Annotated in this window: 20 protein-coding genes; 12 read left to right on the forward strand and 8 right to left on the reverse strand. The window is 65.9% G+C overall.

What is annotated here, in order from left to right; all coding sequences use genetic code 11:
- Positions 1–5 precede the first annotated feature (5 nt).
- The 4 genes from CH276_RS16935 to hemE are packed head-to-tail and all read right to left on the reverse strand — an operon-like array spanning position 6 to position 3,832.
- Positions 6–710, reverse strand: a complete 705-nt coding sequence (locus tag CH276_RS16935) for an HAD family hydrolase (protein ID WP_032397942.1) — start codon at positions 708–710, stop codon at positions 6–8.
- Complete coding sequence (gene hemQ, locus CH276_RS16940) at positions 707–1,402, reverse strand: hydrogen peroxide-dependent heme synthase (protein ID WP_032397941.1); 696 nt, start codon at positions 1,400–1,402, stop codon at positions 707–709. The genes CH276_RS16935 and hemQ overlap by 4 nt, the downstream gene beginning before the upstream one ends.
- 4 nt (positions 1,403–1,406) lie before the next feature.
- Complete coding sequence (locus CH276_RS16945; RefSeq protein ID WP_094630060.1) at positions 1,407–2,762, reverse strand: protoporphyrinogen oxidase; 1,356 nt, start codon at positions 2,760–2,762, stop codon at positions 1,407–1,409.
- Complete coding sequence (gene hemE / locus CH276_RS16950; protein WP_045195375.1) at positions 2,759–3,832, reverse strand: uroporphyrinogen decarboxylase; 1,074 nt, start codon at positions 3,830–3,832, stop codon at positions 2,759–2,761. Before hemE ends, CH276_RS16945 begins: the two co-directional genes overlap by 4 nt.
- A gap of 125 nt (positions 3,833–3,957) precedes the next feature.
- On the opposite strand from hemE, the gene CH276_RS16955 reads away from it, so the two are divergent.
- The 8 genes from CH276_RS16955 (at position 3,958) to CH276_RS16990 (ending at position 12,986) form a co-directional block, all read left to right on the forward strand.
- Entirely contained in the window at positions 3,958–4,557 is a 600-nt protein-coding gene (locus CH276_RS16955; RefSeq protein ID WP_032397938.1) for a DUF3000 domain-containing protein, read from the forward strand.
- Between the two features lie 40 nt (positions 4,558–4,597).
- Positions 4,598–5,878 carry an HRDC domain-containing protein gene (locus tag CH276_RS16960; protein WP_094630061.1) on the forward strand — a complete coding sequence of 427 codons (1,281 nt, stop codon included), beginning with the start codon at positions 4,598–4,600 and terminating at the stop codon, positions 5,876–5,878.
- A 72-nt stretch (positions 5,879–5,950) separates the two neighbouring features.
- Positions 5,951–7,177: a thiolase family protein gene (locus CH276_RS16965; RefSeq protein WP_045195380.1), complete on the forward strand. Its 1,227-nt coding sequence runs from the start codon at positions 5,951–5,953 to the stop codon at positions 7,175–7,177.
- The gene (locus CH276_RS16970) at positions 7,174–9,279 is read left to right on the forward strand and encodes a 3-hydroxyacyl-CoA dehydrogenase NAD-binding domain-containing protein (protein WP_032397935.1); all 2,106 of its coding nucleotides are present in this window, start codon (positions 7,174–7,176) and stop codon (positions 9,277–9,279) included. Before CH276_RS16965 ends, CH276_RS16970 begins: the two co-directional genes overlap by 4 nt.
- A 97-nt stretch (positions 9,280–9,376) precedes the next feature.
- On the forward strand, positions 9,377–10,351 hold the full coding sequence (gene sigJ / locus CH276_RS16975; protein WP_094630062.1) for an RNA polymerase sigma factor SigJ: 975 nt from the start codon (positions 9,377–9,379) through the stop codon (positions 10,349–10,351).
- Positions 10,348–11,094: an SDR family oxidoreductase gene (locus tag CH276_RS16980; RefSeq protein WP_094630063.1), complete on the forward strand. Its 747-nt coding sequence runs from the start codon at positions 10,348–10,350 to the stop codon at positions 11,092–11,094. Before sigJ ends, CH276_RS16980 begins: the two co-directional genes overlap by 4 nt.
- Before the next feature lie 223 nt (positions 11,095–11,317).
- On the forward strand, positions 11,318–12,715 hold the full coding sequence (locus tag CH276_RS16985; RefSeq protein WP_094630064.1) for a sugar porter family MFS transporter: 1,398 nt from the start codon (positions 11,318–11,320) through the stop codon (positions 12,713–12,715).
- 1 nt (position 12,716) lies between these two features.
- The gene (locus CH276_RS16990) at positions 12,717–12,986 is read left to right on the forward strand and encodes a YciI family protein (protein WP_032397932.1); all 270 of its coding nucleotides are present in this window, start codon (positions 12,717–12,719) and stop codon (positions 12,984–12,986) included.
- On the opposite strand, the gene CH276_RS16995 is transcribed toward CH276_RS16990, so the two are convergent.
- Complete coding sequence (locus tag CH276_RS16995; protein ID WP_094630065.1) at positions 12,956–14,329, reverse strand: glycosyltransferase 87 family protein; 1,374 nt, start codon at positions 14,327–14,329, stop codon at positions 12,956–12,958. The genes CH276_RS16990 and CH276_RS16995 overlap by 31 nt on opposite strands.
- 172 nt (positions 14,330–14,501) lie before the next feature.
- Here CH276_RS16995 and CH276_RS28245 point away from each other — a divergent pair, with 172 nt between their 5' ends.
- Positions 14,502–14,684: a hypothetical protein gene (locus CH276_RS28245; protein ID WP_141214742.1), complete on the forward strand. Its 183-nt coding sequence runs from the start codon at positions 14,502–14,504 to the stop codon at positions 14,682–14,684.
- On the opposite strand, the gene dxs is transcribed toward CH276_RS28245, so the two are convergent.
- Complete coding sequence (gene dxs, locus CH276_RS17000) at positions 14,671–16,551, reverse strand: 1-deoxy-D-xylulose-5-phosphate synthase (protein WP_032397931.1); 1,881 nt, start codon at positions 16,549–16,551, stop codon at positions 14,671–14,673. The two genes, CH276_RS28245 and dxs, sit on opposite strands and share 14 nt — an antisense overlap.
- Positions 16,552–16,730: 179 nt before the next feature.
- Between dxs and glsA the strand changes: the two genes are divergently transcribed.
- The gene (gene glsA / locus CH276_RS17005) at positions 16,731–18,557 is read left to right on the forward strand and encodes a glutaminase A (protein ID WP_094630066.1); all 1,827 of its coding nucleotides are present in this window, start codon (positions 16,731–16,733) and stop codon (positions 18,555–18,557) included.
- Positions 18,558–18,599: 42 nt separating this feature from the next.
- Here glsA and CH276_RS17010 read toward each other — a convergent pair whose 3' ends face one another.
- Together CH276_RS17010 and CH276_RS17015 are read right to left on the reverse strand one after the other, a co-directional pair.
- Positions 18,600–19,358, reverse strand: a complete 759-nt coding sequence (locus CH276_RS17010; protein ID WP_032397929.1) for an anti-sigma factor — start codon at positions 19,356–19,358, stop codon at positions 18,600–18,602.
- Positions 19,355–20,110 (reverse strand): sigma-70 family RNA polymerase sigma factor, encoded by a 756-nt coding sequence (locus tag CH276_RS17015; protein WP_094630067.1) that lies wholly within the window; start codon positions 20,108–20,110, stop codon positions 19,355–19,357. Before CH276_RS17015 ends, CH276_RS17010 begins: the two co-directional genes overlap by 4 nt.
- A gap of 180 nt (positions 20,111–20,290) precedes the next feature.
- Here CH276_RS17015 and CH276_RS17020 point away from each other — a divergent pair, with 180 nt between their 5' ends.
- Both CH276_RS17020 and CH276_RS17025 read left to right on the forward strand, forming a co-directional pair.
- A complete protein-coding gene (locus tag CH276_RS17020; protein WP_094630068.1) occupies positions 20,291–21,259 on the forward strand; it encodes an ATP-binding cassette domain-containing protein in 969 nt (322 codons plus the stop codon).
- Positions 21,256–22,095 (forward strand): ABC transporter permease, encoded by an 840-nt coding sequence (locus CH276_RS17025; protein ID WP_032397926.1) that lies wholly within the window; start codon positions 21,256–21,258, stop codon positions 22,093–22,095. The genes CH276_RS17020 and CH276_RS17025 overlap by 4 nt, the downstream gene beginning before the upstream one ends.
- Positions 22,096–22,117: the final 22 nt, after the last annotated feature.

Here is a 22,117-nt window from a genome sequence, read left to right on the forward strand (position 1 = left end):
CCTGGTCATCGAATTCCGAACGCGCTCAACGCTGCCAGCAGTGCATCCGGCCGCTGCGCCGTCGGCACCGGATCCACGAGCGCGAAGTTGCATCCGATCTCCCGCGCGGCACCGTCGGCCTCGTCGCTGTCGCCGACCATCAGCGTCCGCGACGGATCGACGCCCAGAGCGGCGACGGCGTGCCGAAAGATCTCGGGCTGCGGTTTGACGTGACCCACCTCGAACGAGAGCACGAATTCGTCGACGTACCGATCGAGACCGCGATCGACGAACGCAGGACGGATGTCGAAGGCGATGTTGCTCAACACTCCGACCCGAACCGACTCGTGCGCAAGCCTTTTCAGCACCGCCTCGGTGTCCGGATACGGCGTCCAGGAATCTGCGTCGATCACGCGTCCGTACACCGACTCGGCCTGCTGCGGGTCGCTGACCCCCGACTGTGCGAGTACGTGCAGGTACGCCTGTCGGTGCAGCGCCGGGTCGAGATCTCGGTTTCGCCAGGCGTGCCTGGTGGCGTCGTCGAACTCCACCGTCTCCCCGACCGGAGCAGTCATGCGCCGCATCAGCTCTGCAGCTCCCGCTCCGTCGACCGGAGTGCCGTCGGCGTCGTGGACGCCGTCGAACCACGAGGGCTCCTCCTCGAGCCTGAACAGCGTGCCCGAGAAGTCGAACAGGACGGCTTCGATCGCGGGTGTGCCCGTGGTCGTCACGGCAGAGATTCGACGAGCGCGTCCACCTCGACCCGAGGGCCGGTGAAGAACGGAGTCTCCTCGCGCACGTGACGCCTCGCCTCGGTGGCCCGCAGGTCACGCATCAGGTCGACGATGCGGTCGAGCTCGGGAGCCTCGAAGGCCAGAATCCACTCGTAGTCGCCGAGCGCGAACGACGGCACGGTGTTCGCCCGAACGTCCTTGTAGTCGCGTGCTGCCTTGCCGTGGTCGGCCAGCATCGTGCGACGCTCGTCGTCGGGCAGCAGGTACCAGTCGATCGAGCGGACGAACGGGTAGACGCAGATGTACGCGCCCGGATCCTCACCGGCGATGAAGGCCGGGACGTGGCTCTTGTTGAATTCGGCCGGACGGTGCAGCGCGGTGTTGCTCCACACCGGTGTGCTCGCCTTGCCCAGCGCGGTGGTGCGACGGAAATCGGAATACGTCGCCTGCAGGTCCTCGATGCGCTCGGCGTGGGTCCACACCATGAAATCGGCGTCGGCGCGCATGCCGGCGATGTCGTAGACCCCGCGCACCGCGACACCCTTGTCCTCACGACCTTCGAAGAACACCTTCGCTTCCTTCGCGGCCGCGGCCCGATCCTCGCCCAGAACGCCGGGCGTGACCTTGTAGACCGAGAACATCAAGTAGCGAAGTGTCGAGTTGAGCGCTGAGTAATCGAGGCGTGCCATGGCCCTATCGTGCCACTTCGATCAGACGAGCGGCAGCGGTGGTGGCGGACGCAATACACGCCGGCACCCCGACGCCGCGCTGCCAGGCCCCGGTGACCTCGAGGCCGGGTAGGTCGGCGACCCCGGCCTCGATGGCGGCGACGCGATCGAGGTGACCCGGCGCGTACTGCGGCAGGCTCCCCGGCCAGCGCTGCACGGTCGCGGCGAGCGGCCTCACATCGATTCCGGCTACCGTCCGCAGATCGTTCGAGGCTGTCTCTATCGACTCCGCATCGGATCGGTCCGACGCCGTGGTGTCACCGAATCGGCCGAGCGAGGCCCGCAGCAGTACCGCGTCACGCTCACCGAGGTGTGGCCACTTGCGGCTCGACAGGGTGAATGCCTTGACGTCCAGGCCCGCGTCCGTGGCCACCAGGATTCCCGAATTCTGGGGTAGCTCCGTGGTCTTGGGGAACGCGAGCGCGACGACGACCGAGGATGCGAGTTCGATCTCCCGCGCGGCCTGCGACGCCGCGGGTGCCACCTCGGCGATGAGCCGACCGAGAACTGGGGCAGGGACCGCGAGCACCACTCCGTCGACGGATCCGACTCCGTCGACGAACCATCCGTCGGACCCGCGGCGGATCTCGCCGACGCCTGCTCCGAAGACCGTCCTGGCATCGGTCGCAGCGACGAGGGCATCGAGCAACACCGCATAGCCGTCGCGCAGTCCGCCGAACACCGGCCCCGGCGACGGGGTGGGCAGTGCTGCCTGCACTGCCTCGGTGAGGTTCGCCGCTCCGCCGTCCAATGCCGCAGCCAACGTAGGCAGTGCCGCGCGGACGCCGATGGAGCTCGACGAACCGGAGTACACGCCGCCGAGCAGCGGATCGACCGAACGGCTGACCACCTGGGAGCCGAATCTGGTGCCCACGAGTTCGGCCACGCTGACATCGGATCCCGCGGTCCAGGCGAAGGGCCGGGCGGTTTCGGTCTCGATGACGTGCAGGTCTTCGGGGTCCACCAGATCCCGAACGGAATCGGCGGACGACGGGATGCCCATCAGGGTGCCGGGCGGAAGCGGGTGTGTTCGACCGCCGGAGAAGACGAGCGGTCGCACCGGTGCCGGGTACACCAGCTGATCCGACAGACCGAGCTCGGCGAGCAGTGCCGGCACCTCGGGACGTCGACCGATGAAGGCCTCCGCACCGACGTCGAGGGAGTCCGTGCCGACCGCGGTGGTGCGCAGCGTGCCGCCGATGCGAGACGAGGACTCGACGAGAGTGATCTCGGCATCCGGCCCGCAGGACTGCCGAAGGCGATACGCCGCGACGAGGCCGGAGATTCCGCCGCCGACGACGGCATATCGCCGCACCGTCACAACGAATGCACCAGCGACACCACGCGCGTAAGAATGTCGGGATCGGTATCGGGAAGCACTCCGTGTCCGAGGTTGAACACATGTCCGCGCGCACCGGCCGCGACAGCGCGGTCTCCCTCGGCGGCGATGCGTCGAACTTCGGTCTCGACGGCGTCCCAACCGGCGAACAGCACCGCTGGATCGAGATTGCCCTGCAAGGCTTTGCCGTTGCCGACACGATGCACGGCGTCGTCGAGTGGAATCCGCCAGTCGACGCCGACCACATCGGCACCTGCCTCACCCATCGCCCCGAGCAACTCTCCGGTTCCGACGCCGAAGTGGATCTTCGGCACACCGGCCGAGGACACGGCCTCGAACACTCGCTGCGAGTGCGGCAGGACGTACTCGCGGTAGTCGGCGAGGGACAGCGCACCCGCCCAGGAGTCGAACACCTGCACGGCGTCGACGCCTGCGGCCAACTGAGCCTGCAGGAAGGTGATCGTCGTGGTGGCCAATGCGTCGAGCAGGGCGTGCCAGGTCGCCGGATCGGACCGCATGAGCGCTTTGGTCTTCTCGTGGTTGCGACTCGGGCCGCCTTCGACCAGATACGACGCGAGGGTGAACGGTGCACCCGCGAAACCGATGAGCGGCGTACCGGCGAGCTCGCGGGTGAGGATCCGCACCGCGTCGGCCACCGGCTCCACCTGATCGACGGTCAGGACCGGCAGAGCCGCGACGTCGGCAGCCGACCGCACCGGCTGCGCCACGACCGGTCCGGTGCCTGCGACGATGTCGAGATCGATACCGGCGGCCTTGAGCGGAACGACGATGTCCGAGAACAGGATTGCCGCGTCCACGTCATGACGGCGAACGGGTTGAAGAGTGATCTCGGCCACGAGATCGGGCCGGAAGCACGAATCCAACATGCCGATGCCTGCACGAATCTTGCGGTACTCGGGCAGCGACCTACCGGCCTGTCGCATGAACCACACCGGCCGACGCGAGGGAGTTCGACCCGCGATCGCGGCCAGGAACGGTGCGTCCGGGAGTTCCCGGCGGGCTGGGGCTGTGGCGTGCGGTTCGGCGTTCATCGGGTTCCATGCTGCCACGCGTCGGGAAAGCTCCCGCCACCAAGGGCGACACACCCACTTCGGTTGCATCACGGCTCGGCGCGCCTCCGCCTCGGGGCAACGTGACGCGTCTAACGTCCGGTGACGTGACCGAACCCCATTCCACCGCCGAACCTGCGCCGTTCCGCGCCGCCATCGACGCGATGCATCGGGCTCAGGTACACCCGGCGATCGAAATCGGTCCGATCCGGCCGCCGCAGCGTCTCGCCCCCTACAGCTACGCGATCGGTGCCGAGGTCAAGCATCCCGATTCCGAACAGGTCGACGAACAGAGCGACGGCGACGCCTTCGGCCGCCTCATTCTGCTGTACGACCCCGACGGTGCCGAGGCATGGAACGGCACCCTTCGACTGGTCGCATACATCCAGGCGGACGTCGACGAGTCCCTCGCCGACGATCCCCTGCTCCCCGAGGTCGGATGGAGTTGGCTGGTCGACGCGCTGGAGTCACGGTCGGAGCCGCTCAACGCACTCGGCGGCACGGTCACTTCGACCAGCTCGGTGCGCTACGGCGACATCGCCGGTCCACCCAAGGCCCACCAGCTCGAACTGCGCGCCTCGTGGACGGCCACGTCCGAGGACCTCTCGACGCACGTCGAGGCGTTCTGCGAGGTGCTCGCCTACGCGGCCGGTTTGCCGCCTGCGGGCATCACCACCCTCGGCCAGCGCAGTTCCAGCCGGACATAGTGGGCGGTTCTCGAACCCGCAGGGCCTAGAGTCACATCTCATGTCAGCCGAGAGTTCTCCCGAGACCACGCCGGACGACGAGGCGAACGCGCCTGTCGCCGTTCCGCTACTGGCCCCGGCTGACGGCGTACCCGACGTGGTCGACACGCCGGACGCCGTGCGCGCCGCTGCCGCTCTGCTCGCAGCAGGTCACGGCCCACTCGCCGTCGACGCCGAACGCGCCTCCGGCTTCCGCTACTCCCAGCGCGCCTACCTGCTGCAGTTCCGTCGCCGCGGCGCTGGCACGGTCCTGCTCGATCCGATCCCGGTCACCGGCGATCTCGCCCCGCTCGCCGAGGTGATCAACCCGCTCGAATGGGTATTGCACTCCGCCGATCAGGACCTACCCGGGCTCGGCGAACTCGGCCTGGTGCCTGCCACGCTGTACGACACCGAACTGGCAGGACGCCTCGCCGGATTCGATCGCGTGGGGCTCGGTGCCATCGTCGAACGCACCCTCGGACTGGCCCTGCAGAAAGGCCACGGGGCAGCCGACTGGTCCACCCGGCCGCTGCCCGACACCTGGCTGAACTATGCCGCGCTCGACGTCGAGGTTCTTCTCGAACTGCGCGACGCGATGGCCGAGGAGCTCGAACAGCAGGGCAAGACGGACTGGGCAGCGCAGGAATTCGCCCACATCCTCACGCTCGGGCCACCCAAACCCAAGACCGACAGATGGCGTCGGACGTCGGGGATCCATGCGATCAAATCTCCCCGCACCCTCGCTGCCGTTCGCGAATTGTGGACCACGCGAGACGAACTGGCAGCCAAGCGTGATGTGGCACCGAGCCGGGTACTGCCCGACTCGGCGATCGTGGCGGCGGCAACAGCGGACCCGAAATCCTCGCGGGAGCTCGAGCAACTGCCGGTCTTCGGCGGTCCCCGTCAGCGCAGATCGTCCCGATTGTGGGCCTCGGCCCTGACCCGTGCGCGGGCGCTCCCGACCTCCGAATTGCCCTCGATGGCAGCCTCGTTCGACGGGCCACCTCCGGTCAATCGGTGGGCTCGCCGCGATCCCGACGCAGCGGCGCGACTCGCCGACGTACGAGCCGCGATGACCGAGCTCAGCGAATCGGTTGCAGTGCCGGTCGAGAATTTGTTGATGCCGGATCTGCTGCGCCGCCTGGTGTGGGATTGGCAGAATCCGGTCGATTCCGACGTCGACCCGGCCGAGCTGATCGAGGCCCGACTGGCCGACGGCGGGGCCCGACCCTGGCAGCGGACGCTGGTGGTGCCGGTACTGGCGAAGGCACTGGACCCTTCCCAAGTTACCGACGGGTAATACCGGCTACAGTAGTGGACGCGTCCGGGCACCCGGGCGAGTCGTCCGCATCTGTCGGGAGGATCGAAAAGCGTGTCTGTACCCGCGTCCACCAGCTCACAGAGGAATGTCGTCTTCGTCGACGGCATCCGTACCCCGTTCGGCAAGGCAGGCCCCAAGGGCATGTACGCCGACACTCGCGCAGACGACCTCGTCGTCAAGGCAATCCGCGAACTGCTTCGCAAGAACCCCAACCTCCCTCCCGAACGGATCGACGAGGTCGCGATCGCCGCGACCACGCAGACCGGTGACCAGGGCCTGACCATCGGACGTACGTCCGCACTGCTCGCCGGACTCCCCCGCAGCGTCCCCGGCTTCGCCATCGACCGCATGTGCGCAGGCGCGATGACCTCGGTGACCACCACCGGATCGGGCATCGGCTTCGGCCAGTACGACGTCGTCATCGCCGGTGGCGTCGAGCACATGGGCCGCCACCCGATGGGCGAAGGCGTCGACCCCAACCCGCGCTTCCTCGCCGACAAGCTCGTCGATCCCAGCGCACTGGTCATGGGCAACACCGCCGAGAACCTGCACGACCGGTTCCCGAGCATCACCAAGGACCGCACCGACGCGTACGCCGTCGCCAGCCAGAACAAGTACGACGCCGCCAAGAAGGCCGGCTACATCGCCGACACCCTCGTGCCCGTCGCCACCAAGTCGGCCGCAGGCTGGGGCCTGGCCACCGAGGACGAGCCGCCTCGCCCCGGCACCACCATCGAAGACCTCGCCAAGCTCAAGACGCCGTTCCGGCCCGCAGGCCGCGTCACCGCAGGCAACGCCGCTGGACTCAACGACGGCGCAACCGCCGCGATTCTGGCCGGTGAGGACACCGCGCACGAGCTCGGCCTGAACATCGGAATGCGGATGGTCGGCTTCAGCTTCGCCGGCGTCGACCCGGCCGTCATGGGTATCGGACCGGTCCCCGCGACCGAAAAACTGCTCGGCCGAACCGGATTGAGCATCGACGACATCGGCCTGTTCGAGATCAACGAGGCCTTCGCCATCCAGGTTCTCGCCTTCCTCGAGCACTACGGAATCGCCGACGACGACCCCCGCGTCAACCAGTGGGGCGGTGCCATCGCGTGCGGCCACCCCCTCGCCTCCTCGGGCGTTCGCCTGATGACGCAGCTGAGCCGCCAGTTCGCTCAGCAGCCCGACGTGCGCTACGGCCTGACGACCATGTGCATCGGTCTCGGCATGGGCGGCACCGTCATCTGGGAGAACCCCAACCACGCTGATTACTCGGGAGCAGCCAAATGAGTGATATCACCACAGCGTTCACCGACGAGGTAGTCACGAACGCGTTCACCAAGATCGTCTCCGTACCGGGGCTCGAGGGCTCCATCGCCCTCGTCACGCTCGACAACGGCTTCGATCACACCAAGCCGTCGACCTTCGGTCCCGGCGGTCTGGCCAAGTTCGACGCCGCACTCGACGAGGCGTTCGCAGCGAACCCGGTGGCCATCGCCGTCACCGGCAAGCCGTTCATCTTCGCCGTCGGTGCCGACCTCAACGGTGTGCCGAACATCGAGACCAAGGACGAGGCGCTGCAGATCGGGCAGCTCGGGCACAAGGTGTTCCGTCGCCTGCGCGAGTCGACGATTCCGACGTTCGCCTTCATCAACGGTGCTGCACTCGGCGGCGGCCTCGAAGTGGGACTGCACTCGCACTACCGCACCGTCGCAGAGAACGCCGCTGCCCTCGGCCTGCCCGAGGCCTTCCTCGGCCTGGTCCCGGGATGGGGCGGAACCCAGTTGTTGCCCAACATCATCGGAGCCTCGAACGCCGTCACCGTCGTCATCGAGAACGCTCTCAACCAGAACCGCGTCCTCAAGCCGCAGCAGGCACTCGATCTCGGCATCGCCGACGCCCTCTTCGGCGGAGCCGACTTCCTCGAACAGTCCCTCGCGTGGGCTGCTCAGGTCGTCAAGGGCGAGATCGTTCCCGACCGTCCCGAGATCGACCGCGGACAGGCCTGGGACGACGCCATCGCCCGTGCCAGGGGCATCGTGGCCGGCAAGACCGGTAATTTCGCACCGGGCCCCGTCGCCGCAGTCGATCTGCTCGAGCTCGCCAAGAGCACCGACATCACCGACTCGGCCTCGCTCGACAAGGCCTTCGCGGCCGAGGACGAGGCGCTGTCGACGTTGCTGGTCAAGGACGAGCTCCGCGCCGGGCTGTACGCCTTCGATCTGGTGCAGAAGCGCGCGAAGCGTCCGGCCGGTGCACCCGACAAGTCGTTGGCGCGCAAGATCTCCGGCGTCGGCATCGTCGGTGCCGGCCTGATGGCCAGCCAGCTCGCCCTGCTGTTCGTGCGCCAGCTGAAGGTGCCGGTGATCCTCACCGACATCGATCAGGAGCGCATCGACAAGGGTGTCGGGTACGTCCACGGGGAGATCGACAAGCTGCTCGGCAAGAAGCGTCTGTCCCCCGATGCCGCGAATCGGTTGAAGGCGTTGGTGTCCGGCTCCATCGACAAGTCGGCGTTCGCGAACACCGATTTCGTCATCGAGGCCGTGTTCGAGAACCTCGACGTGAAGAAGAAGGTGTTCGCCGAGGTCGAGGAGTTCGTCTCTGCCGAAACGATCCTTGCTACCAACACGTCCTCGCTGTCGATCACCAAGATGGCTGCAGACCTGAAGCACCCCGAGCGCGTCGTGGGCTTCCACTTCTTCAACCCCGTTGCGGTCCTGCCACTGCTCGAGGTCGTCAAGGGTGAGAAGACCGACGACGCCACCCTGGCAACGGCATTCGCGACGGCCAAGACCCTCAAGAAGTCGGCCGTGTTGTCTGCGGATCTCCCCGGATTCGTCTTCAATCGTCTCGTCACACGTGCGTCCAACGAGATCATCAGCGCCATCGACGAGGGCACCCCGTTCGATGTCGCCGACGGCGCAGTGGGCGAACTCGGCATGCCGATGAGTCCGCTGACCCTGCTGGCTCTCGTCGGCCCGGCCGTGGCACTGCACACCGCGGAGACCCTCGCCGAGGCATACCCGGAGAGGTTCAAGGACTCGCCGGGATTCCGCGCTCTCGTCGAGGCGAAGAAGCCTGGTGTGTGGACCTACGGACCCGAGGGCCAGGTCGTCGATCCCGAGGTCGCCGCGCTGTGGCCGCAGGGCGATTCACCCTCGACTGCCGAGCAGGTTCTCGACCGGACCCGTCGGGCATTCGCCGACGAAATCCGCATCATGCTCGACGAGGGAGTCGTAGCTGCAGCCGAGGACATCGATCTCTGCCTGCTGCTCGGCGGCGGCTTCGGCTTCTGGAACGGCGGCATCACCCCGTACCTGGACCGCAGCGGTGCCTCCGAGGCAGCGACCGGTCGGCGCTTCCTCGCGCCGGGTGTCGCCAGCGTCTAGTACGGCCCGCCGAGTTCGAGGTTACGGACGGATTTTCGCGTTTTTTCGTCCGTAACCTCGAACTCGGTATCGTCCGCTCGCGCTATGGTGCGATCCGATGAACAACGAACGCGGTCGGCTGATCGGGATCGCCTACCGAATGCTGGGCTCCTACAGCGACGCCGAGGACGCCGCATCCGAGGCTCTCGTTCGCTGGTACCGGCTCACCGACGTCGAACGTGACGCCATCGACGTTCCAGCGGCGTGGCTGACCCGCGTCGTGAGCCGCATCTGCCTCGACCTGCTCGGCTCTGCTCGCGCTCGCCGCGAGAACTACGTCGGGCAGTGGCTGCCGGAACCCGTCTGCGGCCTCGACTCCGAGACTCGTGCCGCCGCGGACCCCGCCGACCGAGTTGCGCAGCAGGAATCGGTGACGCTGGCACTTCTCGTGGTACTCGAATCGCTCGGTCCGGCGCAACGAGTCGCATTCGTACTGCACGACGCGTTCGCCGTTCCGTTCGACGAGATCGCGACCGTTCTCGATCGATCCCCGGCCGCCTGCCGTCAACTCGCCTCTGCTGCACGAACTCACGTCCATTCCCGTCGCCGCTCCGTTGCCGACCCCATCGAACACGACCGCGTGGTGCGGGCTTTCGCGTCGGCCTCCGCAAGCGGGGACATCGCATCCCTGATCTCGGTGCTCGCACCCGACGTCACGTTGGTCAGCGACGGCGGCGGCCATGTATCCGCGGCCCGCAATGCCATCCTCGGATCCGATCGGGTCGCTCGCTTCGTTCGCGGCATCACTGCCAAGTCGATCGATCTCGACTGGTCGATAGAACCCGTCAACGGCCTGTCGGGCATCGTGATGCGGCGCGACGGCGCGGTGTTCGGCGTCATCGGGTTCGACGTCATCGGGTTCGACACCGCCGACTGCATGGTCGCGAGCGTCTGGATCGTGCTCAATCCGGACAAACTCCGGCACTGGGTCGCCACACACGACAGACATTCGCCTCGGCTGCGTCGTCAGAGAGTGGAGGGCCGCGCAGTGCGGTCCGCATCATCACTCGAGAATCAGGTGGAAACGCGATGAAGCTAGCCGTAGCCGGTGGAACCGGAACCGTGGGAGTGCACGTCGTCGAGGTTGCGCGGGAACGCGGACAGGAGGTTGTAGTCCTGTCGCGGTCTGCCGGTGTGGATCTCGTCTCCGGATCGGGACTGCCCGACGCCCTGTCCGGCGTCGACGCGGTGATCGACGTCGCCTCGACGCAGACGATCTCGGCGAAGGAATCGACGGCGTTCTTCGCTGCCGTCACCCGTAATCTGCTGACGGCGGAAGGCGCGGCCGGAGTCCGGCACCACGTGGCGTTGTCGATCGTGGGGATAGACAAGGCCCCGTACGCGTACTACGCCGGAAAGGTGGAGCAGGAGCGCCTCGTTCGCGCTGGAGCCGTACCGTGGACGATCCTGCGAGCTACTCAGTTCCACGAGTTCGCCGCGCAGATCCGGTCGCAGACCTCGTTCGGTCCACTGACGGTCGTCCCGAGGATGGTCTCGCAACCGATCGCAGCCCGCGAGGTCGCCGAGCGACTGATCGACCTGGCGGAGCGGCCACCGGCAGGCCGAGTCGCCGATCTCGGTGGACCACGGGAAGAGCGCATGGCGAAGATGGTGCGGCGCTACGCACGAGCAATCGGTGCGCGCGGCCCGGTGCTCGAGGTGCCGCTTCCCGGCGCGTACGGCCGCGCGATGCGAGACGGAACGCTGGTCACCACACAGGATTCGGATCACGGTCTACAGACCTTCGATCAGTGGTCGGACGCCCAGGCGCGTTGAGTCGCATCTCGCCGAACTCGAAGTTGTGGACGATATTCCGGCCTTTTTCGTCCACAACTTCGAGCTCGACCGGTGGAATATCGGACAATTCGCCGTTTTCGGCGAGCCGTTTTCCACCCGCCGCGAATGCCGTGTCGATTTCGCTCCCATTGCGTCGGTGCGAGGACGATGATGGCGATCGACCACCAAGGACGCTGGTTCACCTCGAAAGCTGGGTCACGTGATGACGCAATCCACCGATCGGCACACTGCCAAAGTCATCGGAGTCACCGTTGCCGCCGCTGTCGGCGGCTTCTTGTTCGGGTTCGATTCCTCCGTTGTCAACGGCGCAGTGGACTCCATTCAGGAGAACTTCGCCCTGTCGTCGGTCGTCACCGGCTTCGCCGTCGCCATCGCACTTCTCGGTTGTGCGGTCGGTGCCTGGTTCGCCGGCCGTCTCGCCGACACCTGGGGCCGGAAAAAGGTGATGCTGCTCGGTTCCGCGCTGTTCACCATCTCGTCGCTGGGGTCCGGGTTCGCGTTCAGCGTCCCGGATCTCATGCTCTGGCGTGTACTCGGCGGCCTTGGTATCGGTATCGCCTCGGTGATCGCGCCCGCGTACATCTCGGAGATTGCCCCGGCCCGCTACCGGGGTGGTTTGGCCTCGCTGCAACAGCTGGCGATCACCGTCGGAATCTTCGCCGCGCTGCTGTCGGACGCGGTGCTGCAGAACGCCGCGGGCGGACCGTCGAACGACCTGTGGTTCGGACTCGAAGCCTGGCGGTGGATGTTCTTGGTCGGCGTCGCACCGGCCCTCGTCTACGGCTTTCTCGCCACTCTGATTCCGGAGTCGCCCAGATATCTCGTCGGAAAGCACCTCGACGAAGAAGCGGCCCGCATTCTGGGAGACATCACCGGGGAAGTGGACCCGAACGAGAGGGTCAAGGAAATCCGGTTGACCCTGCGCCGGGAATCCAAGTCCTCGTTCGCCGATATCCGTGGACCGAAGTTCGGTCTGCAACCGATCGTCTGGGTCGGCATCACCATGGCGATTCTGCAGCAGTTCGTGGGAATCAACGCGATCTTCTATTACTCGACAACGTTGTGGAAGTCCGTCGGTTTCAGCGAGAATCAGTCGTTCGTCACCTCGGTGATCACCTCGGTCATCAATGTCTCGATGACATTCGTCGCCATCTTGTTCGTCGACCGATTCGGCCGACGAAATCTGCTCATGATCGGCTCGATCGGGATGTTCGTCGGTCTCGTACTGGCGGCCATCTCGTTCACTCAGGCCGTGGGCAGCGGCGACCAACTCGAATTGCCGTCGCCGTGGGGCCCGGTTGCTCTCGTCGGAGCCAACCTGTTCGTGGTCTTCTTCGCCGCGACCTGGGGTCCGATCATGTGGGTGATGCTCGGCGAGATGTTCCCCAACCGAATGCGCGCCGTCGCCCTCGGTATCAGTACCGCCGCGAACTGGATCGCCAACTTCGCCATCACACTGGCATTTCCGCCGTTGTCCGACACCATCGGACTCGGATTCATCTACTCGTTCTTCGCGTTCTTCGCGATCCTGTCTTTCTTCTTCGTCAAGTACAAGATCAAGGAGACCAAGGGAATGGAGCTCGAGGACATGGAGATCTGACATGCCGATGTTCGTCGTCCAATACACCTACACCCCCGAAACGTCCTCCGGGCGTGACGATCACCGAACCGATCACCGCGCGTGGCTGCGCGAACTCGAGCGCCGCAAGATCCTCCGATCGTCGAGCCCACTCGCCGATCACAGCGGTGCCACGATGATCGTCGAAGGCACCGACAAGGCAAGTGTGGAGCGAATGTTCGCACACGATCCCTTCGCCCTGGCCCATCTGATCGATCGCGTTCAGATCGAAGAACGTGTGGCCGGGACGTAGCAGGCCGTCGAGTCCTTGCGCAGTCCTACGGCCACCACCGCCAGAACGATCACGTAGACAACGCAATACGCGTTCCGTAGTCCGGCGTCGACGATCGGCGATACGGACTGCATGAACGTGCCGATCACCACAACATCGGCCTGTGTGCGATACCAGGCCACGAAAGGTGCAGTGGCGGCGAGCACTCCGAGGACACGCAGCGTGCGGCCGCGCCCGCTCGTTCGCGAACTCGTACACGCGTCGAGTCCGATCACCAGCAGCGGAACACACCACACCCAATGGTGGCCCCAGGAGAACGGCGAGACCATCGGGGCCGTGAGACCACACACCGTCATGGCCAGCAGTGTTCTACCCGCACGGTGAGCTCGGTACGACACCCACATCCCCGCAGCGAGGACGACCACCGCGGCCGGCAACCACACGATCACCGGCGGGTGCTCGGTTCCCCACGCCCGCGCCACCATTCCCCGAACCGACTGATTCGCGGGAGACGTGGTCGACCCCACTCGGTCCGAGGCGAGGATCGCCGAGGTCCAATAGCGCCACGCGTCGGAGGACACGACCACGAACCCGATCACCACCGTGACCAGACCGGTGCCGGCCGCCGTCCATGCCGCTCGCCACTGCCGCTGCACGATCGACATGACGATGAAGAGGCCGGGCGTCAGCTTCAGACCGGCCGCGATTCCGACGCCGACCCCCCGAAGCCGACTGCCCTCGGGCCGGCCGAGATCCCACAGCACCAACACGAGCAACAGCAGGTTGATCTGACCCAACCACAGCGACATGCGCACCGGCTCGAGCCACGAGCAGCCCAGTGCCAGAGCAGCACTCACCACTCTGGTCCGTGTGCAGTTCTCGTATCCGAGTCGTCGCCAACTCAGATGGACGACGACGTAGAGCAATACGACATTGGATATGTTCACCAGCAATCCGGCCGCGGTGTCGGACAGCAACCCCAGCGGAGCGAACAGCACAGCAGCGAACGGCGGATACGTGAACGGCAGTGTGCCGAACAGCGAGAACGAGTACAGCTCTTCGCTACTGAGCACGGTTGCACCGCCGTGTCGGTAGACGAGCGCGTCGACACCGTTGCCGAACAATCCGTACAAGGAGTCGAACGACAGCAGACGATCGTGTGCGGCGAACGCCACCACACCGATTACCGCCGTCATCGCCACGAACCACCGCGAATGCCGTCGCCCGGTCCCGTCGTTCCGGGAATCCGGTGCCGGTGTTCCATCCACGGATTCCATGGCCGCCCAGTCGGGGTCACCGTTGCGTGGAGTCGGATCGATTTCGCTGTCCGAGACGCCGGTTCTACCGTCGAAGACGAGGGTCATGAGCGAAACATGCCAGTCGTCCCGGTTTCGGCATCTACGACACACCAGTCACACAGGTCACATATTCGCAAAGAAAAACATCGAAGCCCGGAGACGACGCCGACGAACCTGCGGGCCGCAACGGCACGCGACGGTGCATTGCCGAGTTCGATTGCTCGGACTGTCGGCTACGGTGCCGGCATCCCGCGGGCCTTCGGTGTGCTGCGTCGTGCAATGGGCGACGCAACGGTGGGAACCGTCGGTTCTGTTCCTTCTCGTGATGACGGCTCCGAGAGCAGTCGCGGGCGCGGTGGCCGGACGACGCGCGTTCTACGGCGTCGACGTCCGGCGAGAGACCGTCGTCAGAGGCTCTTGACCCAGTGCGACACGCGCTGCACGACGTCCTCGCAGGTGAGGCCGAGTTCGTGGTGCAGCTGATCGCGCGATGCGTGGTCCAGGAATCGTTGTGGCACACCGAGATCGCGGCACGGGGTATCGACGCCTGCGCCACGCAGAGCCGCAGACAGTGTCGAACCGATGCCACCGTGCAGGCCACTGTCCTCGAGGGTGACCACGAGCCGGTAATCCTCGGCCAGCTTCAACAGCGACTGCGGGATCGGCAGCACCCACCTTGGGTCGACCACGGCAGCGGAGATGCCGTCGTGCTGCAGCTTCTCGGCTGCATCCATGGCCATCTGCCCGAACACTCCGACGGCCACGATCAGCACATCGCCCGTGGCACCGGACGGCTCGGTCAGCACGTCGACGATTCCGTCCAGTCTGCGCGTCGCGGGCACGGTTTCGGTCACCGCGCCCTTCGGGAAGCGCAGGGCAGTGGGTCCGTCGGACGTTGCGATGGCCTCTGCCAGTTCTTCTCGCAGGGTCTCGGCATCTCGCGGTGCCGCCACCTTCATACCGGGGACGATGCCGAGCAGAGACATGTCCCACATGCCGTTGTGGCTGGCACCGTCGGCCCCGGTGACACCGGCACGGTCCAGCACCACCGTGACCGGCAGTCCGAGCAACGCCACGTCCATCAGCAACTGATCGAACGCGCGATTGAGGAAGGTGGAGTAGATGGCGACCACGGGATGCATTCCGCCCAGCGCGAGCCCGGCCGCCGACGTCATCGCGTGCTGCTCGGCGATCCCGACGTCGAACAACCGATCGGGGAAGCGAACCCCGAACGCGGCGAGACCGGTGGGCGCGGCCATCGCTGCGGTGATCGCTACGACGTCCTCGTTCTGCTCGCCCTGCTCGATCAGTGCCGCAGAGAACACCGAGGTCCAGTCCGGAGCCGACTTGGACCGCGCCAGCCCCGTCAACGGATCGATGATCCCGGTGGCGTGCATCTGATCTGCGACGTCGTTCTCGGCGTGAACGTAGCCCATACCTTTGCGCGTCACCGCGTGGACGATGACCGGACCGCCGTATGCCTTGGCTCGGCGCAGCGCGGATTCCATTGCATGCTGGTCGTGACCGTCGACCGGACCCAGGTACTTGATGCCGAGATCGGTGAACATGACCTGCGGGCTGATGGCGTCCTTCACCCCGGCCTTCATACCGTGCAACATGGCGTAGGCAGTGGGACCGACGATCGGAATGCGACGAACGATGCGGCGACCGTTGTCCAGCACCTTCTCGTACCCGGGCTGAAGGCGAAGGGCCGCCAGATGATCGGCCAATCCCCCGATGGTCGGGGCGTACGAGCGACCGTTGTCGTTGACGACGATAACCAGGGATCGATCGCGGCCTGCGGCGATGTTGTTGAGCGCCTCCCAACACATTCCGCCGGTGAGCGCGCCGTCACCGACGACAGCGACGACGTGCCGGTCGGTTTCGCCCTTGAGCGCGAAGGCTTTGGCCAGGCCGTCGGCATAGGAGAGCGAGGCCGACGCGTGCGAGGACTCCACCCAGTCGTGCTCGCTCTCGACCCGTGACGGGTAGCCGGACAGGCCGCCCTGCTTACGGAGCGTGTCGAACAGACCCGTGCGTCCGGTCAGCATCTTGTGCACGTACGCCTGATGACCGGTGTCGAAGATGACCGGATCGTTCGGGGAGTCGAAGATGCGATGAATCGCCAACGTCAGTTCCACGACACCGAGATTGGGACCGAGGTGGCCGCCGGTAGCGGACACCTTCTCGACGAGAAACGCGCGGATCTCGCGAGCCAGTTCGGCCAGCTCCGCACTGCCGAGGTCGCGCAAGTCCTCGGGCGTCTGAATTCGAGCTAGGACACCCAACGAGATCGCTCCCTTCGGCCGGAAAACACAATGGAAATTTCAGTCTACGGAGTGACCGTGCCCTGCTGCTCCGCCCAGCGTCGTGACGCCGACAGTACCGTCGAACGTCGAGGTGCCCTGGGTCAGCCGCCCCTAACCTCGACGCTGCCGAATCGGACATCACACATACAGTGTGGCCCATGAGCAACGTGGTCGATGCCATCCTGCGCCGAGTTCACGAACTGTGCCGTGACGACACGTCCGGGCAGGTGGCGGACTACATCCCCGAACTCGCTGCCGTCACGCCGGACGGATTCGGTATCGCGCTGACGACCACGGACGGTTACGTCTACGAAGTCGGCGACACCGGACTCCCCTTCACGATCCAATCGATCTCCAAGCCGTTCACGTACGCATTGGCGCTGGCCGACCGGGGCCTGGACGTCGTGGCGAGCAAGATCGACATCGAACCGTCCGGGGAACCCTTCAACGAGATCAGCCTCGATCCCGTCACCGAGCGACCACGCAACCCGATGATCAACGCCGGTGCCATCACGTCGGCGTCGCTCATCGCCGGTCGCAGTGCCGAGGATCGATTCGAGCGCATTCGCGCCTCGTACTCGCGGTATGCGGGGAGGTCTCTGACGTTCAACGACGCCGTCTATCGGTCGGAGGCGCGCACCGGCAATCGCAACCGCGCCATCGGGTACATGCTCCGTTCGTTCGACATCATCGACCACGATCCCGATGCTGCCGTCGATCTGTACTTCCGCCAGTGCTCGATCGATGTCACCGCCGCCGACCTCGCCATGATGGCGGCCACCATGGCCAACAACGGCGTCAATCCCCGGACGCGGGAGCGTGCGCTCGCACCGGCCCTCGTCGAACGAGTGCTGTCGGTCATGACGACATGTGGGATGTACGACGGCGCAGGCGACTGGGTCGCGAGGGTCGGCCTGCCGGCCAAGAGCGGAGTCGGGGGCGGGATCCTCGCGGTTCTTCCGGGACAGATGGGCATCGCCGTCTACTCCCCGCGGCTCGACTCGCACGGCAACAGCGTGCGCGGAGTCGCCGCCTGTCGCGAACTCTCGACACGCCTCGAACTGCACTTTCTGCACGTCACTCGTGCGGCGAAGTCCTCGATCCGGCGTCGCTACGTGGTGACCGAGGCTCCGTCGCGCAAGCGGCGTTCCGACACCGAACAGGCCACTCTGGCCGCCGTGGGCGAACGCGCCCGCGTGTACGAACTGCACGGCGATCTGCTGTTCTCCGGTGCCGAGACCGCCGTTCGTGAGATCGGCGACCTGGATCGGGAACTCGATGCGCTCGTCATCGACGTGCGCGGCGTCGACGAGGTCAGTGCGATCGCCCGCACCATGTTCGAGGACCTTCGTCGGGATCTCGCCGAACACGGCTGCGTGGTGGCTCTGGTCGACCCGAGAGCGATCATGGGGCACACCACCTCGAGCCTCGACCCGTCCGATCCGGCCGGTCGGGTGTACTCGAGCCTCGGTTCGGCCGTTCAATGGGCAGAGAACCTGCTGCTGGATCGTCACTGCGCAGGCGCGCGACAGCCGGCCGTCGTCGCTATCGCAGAGCACCCGCTGCTTGCCGGGCTCTCGGCCGAACAGTTCGAGGCGGTGACGCCCTACCTGGAGAAGCGGCACTACGCGCGTGGCGACGTGATCGTTCGTCACGGTGCCCCGGCGGCAGGCCTGTTCCTGATGCTGCGCGGCGAGGTGACCTCGACGGCCGTCGCCGCCGACGGTGGCAAGCACCGCATCACGACTCTCTCCCCCGGCATGAGCTTCGGCGAGATGCCGTTGCTGATGTCGGTGCCCTTCTTGCTCGACATGGTCGCCGAGACACCGGTCGACCTCGTTGTGGTGTCGGTGGAGCACTTCCAGGCACTCACACGCGACGCACCGGAGGTCAAGCTGGCGCTGCTGGAGAACCTCGCCACCGGAGCCTACGGCCAGATGGCAGCGGTGATCAGAACGCTCGGGCGGTTCGACATCGGCATCTGACCGAATGTCGAACCGCCCGAGGCGACTGTTCTCGTGCTGTGGTCAGGCACCCAACGTGAGCATCGTGAGCACCTCGGTGGGCTGGGCCGACCCGCCTGCGGGTTCCAGCGAGAACGCGAAGTTGGTCGAGGAACCGAGACCGTCGACCACCGTTCCGGACTCCGAGGTCAGCTGATCCTCGGTCACGACGCCGGCCGAGCGAGGTGAGCCGTCCACGAACCACATCTGGTACACGCGACCGGGCGGCGGCTGTGGGACTCCGTCGAGATCGACGACGACCGCGTTCTGGGAAAGCGAGTACGACACGGTGGCCGAGCCGCCACCGGGGAACTCCGCCGACACCTGACGTGAGTCGGGCGCGGCCACGATCTGCTCCGCCTGAGACGGCTGCGCATCGTTGCCCATCGTCTGGCTGACGACCACCACTCCGCCGACGGCGACGACCACCGCGGCCGCAGCCGAGACCATCGAGTACCGCCAGGCCTTCGAGCGCTCCCGCCGATGCCGGTGCAGTGGTGTGACGTTCGGTGGCAACTGGTGGACCGTGGGCTCCTGGTCGCTGACGGCGACCCGATCGAGCACCGAACGACGCAGTCGGTCGGGTGCGGGTGTCGCATCCGCCGCGGCCGCCAGGGCCAGCGTCTCGTGGATCTCGCTCACGAGAATGTCGAACTGGGCTCGCGCGGTGTCGTCGACGCGTAGGCGCTCGGCCTCGATGTCGCGTCGCTCGGCGTCGGTGGTCGCGTGGAGGGCGTAGACCTCCGCGTCGTCGAGTAGTCGCTGCCGTGACGAGTCGCTCATTGCGGGATCACCCCCAGACATGTTTTCAACTTGATCAATCCATCTCGTATGCGCGATTTGATGGTGGGAACCGCGACCCCGAGCCGCTCCGCAACTTCGCGATAGGTGTAACCGCTGTAATAAGCCATTCGTACCGACTCGCTCTGCGTATCGGTCAGAGTTTCGAGACAGGCCACGACGGCCTCGGACTCGAGCCGCTGCGTCACCGTCTCGAGTACCTCGTCGTGCTCCGGTGTGTGGCTGACTGCGCCGTACGCGGCCTCACGATCGGTACCCGATTGCTCGCTCCGGACACGATCGACCGCGCGACGGTGCGCCAGAGTCATGATCCACGCCAGTGGACTGCCCTGGTTCGGGTCGTAATTGGGTGCCGCGCGCCAGATCTGGAGGAACACCTCCTGCGCTGTCTCCTCGCTGTACCCCGGGTCTCGAAGCACCCGCAGCACCATTCCGTAGACCCGCGACGACGTCGCGTCGTACAGCTCGGCGAACGCCGCCCGGTCGCCTTGGGCAACCGACGCCATCAACCGTCGCAGACGATCGGTCTCGTCGGCACGCAGGTTCTTGAGCTGTGGACTGGGAACAGCGCACACCGCGTCCTGTGCCGCGTAGCTATCCGAGGCATCGGGCGTCGTCCGGTCACGGCCGGCATTCGACGTTCCCGACGCATCCGACATCGGCGCGCTCATCGGAAGGTCGTCCCAACAGACGGGTTCATGATCGAGTTCATCGATCACGACACTAGTGGTCATATCGCTCTCATATCGAAACCTCCGCGTTTTCCCGCCGCAGTACATATTCGGAACAAACCGACCGGAGGATGGTTCGGGACGAAAATTCGTTTGCGCAGATGTGGACCGCATTTCATCCTTGGTGGAGAATCGGACAATCGCGGGGAATCGGGCGGCGGCCCATCGGAGGAATCGAGAGACATGGCGGCGATCGAGACACACGGTCTGGTCAAACGTTTCGGAACGAACACCGCGGTCGATGGAGTCGACCTCTCCATCCCCTCCGGCGGTGTCTACGGCGTGCTCGGGCCGAACGGCGCAGGGAAGACGACGACCATCCGGATGCTGGCCACACTGCTTCCGATCGACGGAGGCAGCGCCCGGGTGCTCGGTCACGACGTCGCGAGCGAACCGGAGGCCGTACGGCAGAAGGTCGCTCTGACAGGGCAATTCGCGTCTCTGGACGAGGATCTCACCGGTACGGAGAACCTGGTGCTGCTCGCCCGGTTGCTCGGCTACTCCCGTCCCGCCGCCCGATCACGAGCCGAGCAGCTGCTGACGGCATTCGACATCGCCGATGCCGGACCACGACAGGTCAAGACGTACTCCGGCGGCATGCGCCGTCGCATCGACATCGCCGCCAGCATCATCGTCACTCCCGAACTGATCTTCCTCGACGAGCCCACCACCGGGCTCGACCCTCGCAGCCGAAACCACGTGTGGGAGATCGTCCGCGCCTTGGTCGCAGGCGGGACGACTGTGTTGCTGACCACACAGTATCTGGACGAGGCCGATCAATTGGCCGGGCGTGTCGCAGTCATCGATCGCGGCAAGGTCATCGCCGAGGGAACGACGGGCGAGCTGAAGGCGTCGGTGGGATCGAATTCACTGCACCTGCGAGTTCTCGAGGCGTCCCAGCGGTCGGCCGCCGCAGGGATCCTGCGAGATCTAATCGGCAGCAACGTCACCGAGGACCCGGATCCGTCCACCGTCACCGCACGGTTGAGCAACCCGGCGCAGGCCGCGCCGGTCCTGCCTGCACTCGAGACCGCAGGCATCTCGATCGCGTCGTTCACGCTGGGACAGCCGAGCTTGGACGAGGTGTTTCTCGCTCTCACCGGGCACGACGCCGGTGCCACAGTCGAATCCGACCGGGAGGTTGCATCGTGACCACCGAAGCCCAGCAGACGGCGCCACAGGCGTCGACGATTATCGATGTACTCGGTGCCGCCGGGCCTCGCCCGCCTCGTCCGTCGTCGTTGTCGACGTCGTTGAGCTTCGGATGGCGAGCGCTGCTCAAGATCAAGCACGTTCCCGAGCAATTGTTCGACGTGACGGCCTTTCCCATCATGTTCACGTTGCTCTTCACGTACCTGTTCGGCGGCGCACTGGCCGGGTCGACCGAGGCGTACATCCAGTTCCTGCTCCCCGGCATTCTCGTGCAGACCGTGGTGATGATCACCATGTACACCGGAGTGACGATGAACAAGGACATCGAGAAGGGCGTCTTCGATCGATTCCGTTCGCTGCCCATCTGGCGGCCGTCGCCGTTGGTCGGTGCCCTGCTCGGCGACGTCGTGCGCTACACGCTGGCTTCGGTGATCGTGCTGATCCTCGGATTGATCCTCGGTTTCCGGCCGCAGGGTGGTCTTGTCGGTGTGGTCGCGTCGATCGCTCTGCTGCTGCTGTTCTCGTTCTGCCTCTCCTGGATCTGGACCATGATCGCGATGATCGTCCGTACCGAGGCTGCGGTGATGGGGGTGTCGATGTTCATCCTGTTTCCGCTCACGTTCGCGAGCAACATCTTCGTCGACCCCAGCACGATGCCCGGTTGGCTGCGCGCGTTCGTCGACGTCAACCCGGTCAGCTTTCTGGTCACGTCGCTGCGTGGACTGATGCAGGGCGATGTCGACACGGGCGGGCTTGGAGTGACGCTGATGCTGTGCGCGGCAATGCTGGCGGTGTTCGGGCCGATCACGATGCGCCTGTACAACCGAAAGTCCTGACGAACGCGCTGCGCTGCGCCTC

This window comes from Rhodococcus sp. 06-470-2, from assembly GCF_002258235.1.
Lineage (GTDB): Bacteria > Actinomycetota > Actinomycetes > Mycobacteriales > Mycobacteriaceae > Rhodococcoides.

Bases quoted from the DNA above. Each gene is read 5' to 3' on its own strand.
- glsA (WP_094630066.1), top strand. From the start codon at position 16,731: ATGAGCAACGTGGTCGATGCCATCCTGCGCCGAGTTCACGAACTGTGC.
- CH276_RS17020 (WP_094630068.1), top strand. From the start codon at position 20,291: ATGGCGGCGATCGAGACACACGGTCTGGTCAAACGTTTCGGAACGAAC.
- CH276_RS17015 (WP_094630067.1), bottom strand. From the start codon at position 20,110: ATGACCACTAGTGTCGTGATCGATGAACTCGATCATGAACCCGTCTGT.
- sigJ (WP_094630062.1), top strand. From the start codon at position 9,377: ATGAACAACGAACGCGGTCGGCTGATCGGGATCGCCTACCGAATGCTG.
- CH276_RS16995 (WP_094630065.1), bottom strand. From the start codon at position 14,329: ATGACCCTCGTCTTCGACGGTAGAACCGGCGTCTCGGACAGCGAAATC.
- CH276_RS16960 (WP_094630061.1), top strand. From the start codon at position 4,598: ATGTCAGCCGAGAGTTCTCCCGAGACCACGCCGGACGACGAGGCGAAC.
- CH276_RS16985 (WP_094630064.1), top strand. From the start codon at position 11,318: ATGACGCAATCCACCGATCGGCACACTGCCAAAGTCATCGGAGTCACC.
- hemE (WP_045195375.1), bottom strand. From the start codon at position 3,832: ATGAACGCCGAACCGCACGCCACAGCCCCAGCCCGCCGGGAACTCCCG.
- CH276_RS17010 (WP_032397929.1), bottom strand. From the start codon at position 19,358: ATGAGCGACTCGTCACGGCAGCGACTACTCGACGACGCGGAGGTCTAC.
- CH276_RS16980 (WP_094630063.1), top strand. From the start codon at position 10,348: ATGAAGCTAGCCGTAGCCGGTGGAACCGGAACCGTGGGAGTGCACGTC.
- CH276_RS16970 (WP_032397935.1), top strand. From the start codon at position 7,174: ATGAGTGATATCACCACAGCGTTCACCGACGAGGTAGTCACGAACGCG.
- CH276_RS16990 (WP_032397932.1), top strand. From the start codon at position 12,717: ATGCCGATGTTCGTCGTCCAATACACCTACACCCCCGAAACGTCCTCC.
- hemQ (WP_032397941.1), bottom strand. From the start codon at position 1,402: ATGGCACGCCTCGATTACTCAGCGCTCAACTCGACACTTCGCTACTTG.